This window comes from Pigmentiphaga sp. (genome assembly GCF_019689535.1).
In the GTDB taxonomy this organism is placed as follows: Bacteria; Pseudomonadota; Gammaproteobacteria; order Burkholderiales; family Burkholderiaceae_B; genus Pigmentiphaga.
The window spans coordinates 1-2999 of sequence record NZ_JADGHH010000297.1; the positions used below are offsets into that span (position 1 = coordinate 1).

At 61.4% G+C, this 2999-nt stretch carries 3 protein-coding genes; all 3 read right to left on the minus strand.

Features of this window, described 5'->3' with window-relative positions; translation table 11 throughout:
• Positions 1 to 583: 583 nt before the first annotated feature.
• Genes gltA through IRZ12_RS16905 form a run of 3 tightly spaced genes read right to left on the minus strand, consistent with a single transcriptional unit; the run spans position 584 to position 2926 of the window.
• On the minus strand, positions 584 to 1894 hold the full coding sequence (gltA, locus tag IRZ12_RS16895; RefSeq protein ID WP_296471046.1) for a citrate synthase: 1311 nt from the start codon (positions 1892 to 1894) through the stop codon (positions 584 to 586).
• A 47-nt stretch (positions 1895 to 1941) separates the two neighbouring features.
• Entirely contained in the window at positions 1942 to 2202 is a 261-nt protein-coding gene (locus IRZ12_RS16900) for a succinate dehydrogenase assembly factor 2 (RefSeq protein ID WP_296471049.1), read from the minus strand.
• 7 nt (positions 2203 to 2209) lie between these two features.
• Entirely contained in the window at positions 2210 to 2926 is a 717-nt protein-coding gene (locus IRZ12_RS16905; RefSeq protein WP_296471053.1) for a succinate dehydrogenase iron-sulfur subunit, read from the minus strand.
• Between the last annotated feature and the right edge of the window lie 73 nt (positions 2927 to 2999).

Below are 2999 nucleotides of genomic sequence, written 5' to 3' on the forward strand. Positions count from 1 at the left end.
TCGTAGAGCTCCTCTACGTATGGCGCATTCCCCCCGAATAAATACGAGGTGCTGGATTCTTGGATGCTGGACATGATTTACGCTTCACCTTTCCGGGTGTTTCACCCGTTCGATGCAGGACGTACCTTCCGCGACACGGCTCGGCCGAATAGCGGATAGCGGGTGCAGAAGGCGGTTGATGGAAACCTTGCGGTCGCTCAGAAAAAATCAATAAACCTTGAAAGCATAGCACTTAGGGGCTTTTCCTGCTTGAAAAAAACACGCCATTGTGCGGTTTAACCGACGGATGGCGAGCCGTCTTTCAGGCAAAAAGACAGGCCACGCCGCCATTGGTTCCGGCGCGCCAAGGTGCCCAGTTTTTCCCTGCGCCGCAGCAAAATTCGGCGGTCCGGACGACTGCTTCGCCTGCCGCCAGGACGCACCCTCGGATGTGCGCCGCAACACCGGCGAACATGCCTCCCTCACGCGTGCGGGCGTCGCCCTCTCCTGCTTGCCAGCCGAGGACAAAAAAAGCCGCCAGGGAGCATCCTGGCGGCGTTGCAACGACCGGCATGGCAGGGGCAGTGCCACCTGCCGTGCTCCATCAACGCTTGTCGAGGTCCGGGACGTCGCGGGCCGGAGAACCGGTGTACAGCTGGCGCGGACGGCCGATCTTGTAGTCGGGATCGGAGATCATTTCGTCCCACTGCGCGATCCAGCCCACCGTGCGGGCCAGCGCGAAGATGGCCGTGAACAGCTGGGTCGGGATGCCGATGGCACGCTGGACGATGCCCGAGTAGAAGTCCACGTTCGGGTAGAGCTTGCGCTGGACGAAGTAATCGTCTTCCAGTGCGATCTTTTCCAGCGCCATGGCCAGCTTGAACAGCGGGTCGTCTTGCAGGCCCAGCGCCTCGAGCACTTCGCGGCAGGTTTCCTGCATCAGCTTGGCGCGCGGATCGTAGTTCTTGTAGACGCGGTGGCCAAAGCCCATCAGGCGGACGCCCGAGCTCTTGTCCTTGACCTTGGCAACGAACTCGCCCAGCTTATCGACGCCACCCGCTGCGAGCAGGTCTTCCAGCATCTGCAACGCCGCTTCGTTGGCGCCGCCGTGCGCCGGACCCCAGAGGCAAGCCACGCCGGCCGCGATGGCGGCGAACGGGTTGGTGCCCGACGAACCGCACAGGCGCACCGTCGAGGTCGAGGCGTTCTGTTCGTGGTCGGCGTGCAGGATGAAGATGCGGTCGAGCGCGCGTTCGATCACGGGGTTGACGACGTACTCTTCGCACGGCGTCGCGAACATCATGCGCAGGAAGTTGCCGGTGTACGACAGATCGTTCTTCGGATAAATGTACGGTTGGCCGATCGAGTACTTGTAGGCCATTGCCACCAGCGTGGGCATCTTGGCGATCAGGCGGATGGCCGAGATTTCCCGGTGCTTGGGCTGGGTGATGTCGATGGAGTCGTGGTAGAACGCCGACAGGGCGCCGACCAGGCCGGTCAGGACGGCCATCGGGTGGGCGTCGCGGCGGAAGCCACGCAGGAAGAACTGCAGCTGTTCGTTGACCATGGTGTGATGGCGCACCAGGTGATCGAACTCAGCCTTCTGCTGGGCATTCGGCAGCTCGCCGTTCAGGATCAGGTAGCAGGTTTCCAGGAAGTCGCACTTGACCGCCAGTTGCTCGATGGGGTAGCCACGGTAGAGCAGCTCGCCCTTGTCGCCATCGATGTAGGTAATGCTCGAAGAGCAAGCGGCCGTCGACAGGAAGCCAGGGTCCAGAGTGAACATCCCGGTTTGCGCGTACAACTTGCGGATATCGACGACCGACGGACCGACCGTGCCTTCGTAAACCGGGAACTCGGCCCCGGGACTGCCATCGGAAAAGGTCAGGATTGCTTTCTTGTCGGACACTTTCATCGGATGTTCCTCTTGCTTCAAAATCAAATCATTTGGACTCAGGCCGCTCAAACCGAGCGCAGCCTTTTCAGCAAATCCTGCATGGCAGGCGTAGCCAGGTCACCTTCCGGCTCCTTTCGGGCCAGCAGATAGTCCAACAACTCGTTGTCGGACAGCTCGAGCAAGCGCGTCAATTCCGTTACGTCGGCATCGGTGAGCTGCGACTCGTAGGCGTCCAGGAAACGCGTCAGGATCAAGTCGTTCTCGAGCAGACCGCGCCGGGCGCGCCAGCGCAGGCGCGTCCGGTCATGCAGGGAAAATTCCGGCACCACGGTATCAAATCGCCCGTCGGGCCATCATTTCCTTGATCTTGCCTATCGCCCGGGTGGGGTTGAGCCCCTTGGGACAGACGTCGACGCAGTTCATGATGGTATGGCAACGGAACAAACGATAGGGGTCTTCGAGGTTGTCCAAGCGTTCCCCGGTTGCCTCGTCACGGGTATCGGCGAGGAAACGATAAGCCTGCAACAGGCCGGCCGGGCCGACGAATTTGTCCGGATTCCACCAGAACGACGGGCACGACGTGGAGCAGCAAGCACACAGAATACACTCATACAGGCCGTTGAGCTCCTCGCGGGCCTCGGGCGACTGCAGGCGCTCTTTCTCGGGCGGCGGCGTGTCGTTGATCAGGTAAGGCTTGACCGAGTGGTATTGGTTGAAGAAGTGGGTCATGTCCACGATGAGGTCGCGGATGACGGGCAGGCCGGGCAGCGGCTTGAGCACGATGGGCTGCTTGAGGTCGCGCAGGTTGGTCGTGCACGAAAGCCCGTTCTTGCCATTGATGTTCATGGCGTCGGAACCGCACACGCCCTCGCGGCACGAACGGCGGAACGAGAGGCTGTCGTCCACGTCGTTCTTGATGCGCACCAGCGCATCGAGCAGCATTTTGTCGTTCGGCCCCAGCTCGACCTCGAGCTTCTGCATGTAGGGACGCTCGTCCTTGTCGGGGTCGTAGCGGTAAATCTCAAACTTCACAATGCGTTTGGCACTCATCAGAGCACTCCGAAAAAGGTGCCCTCCCGACGCGCTCTGCGCGCCCCCGGGGCGGCGCCGGCAGTGCGGCGGG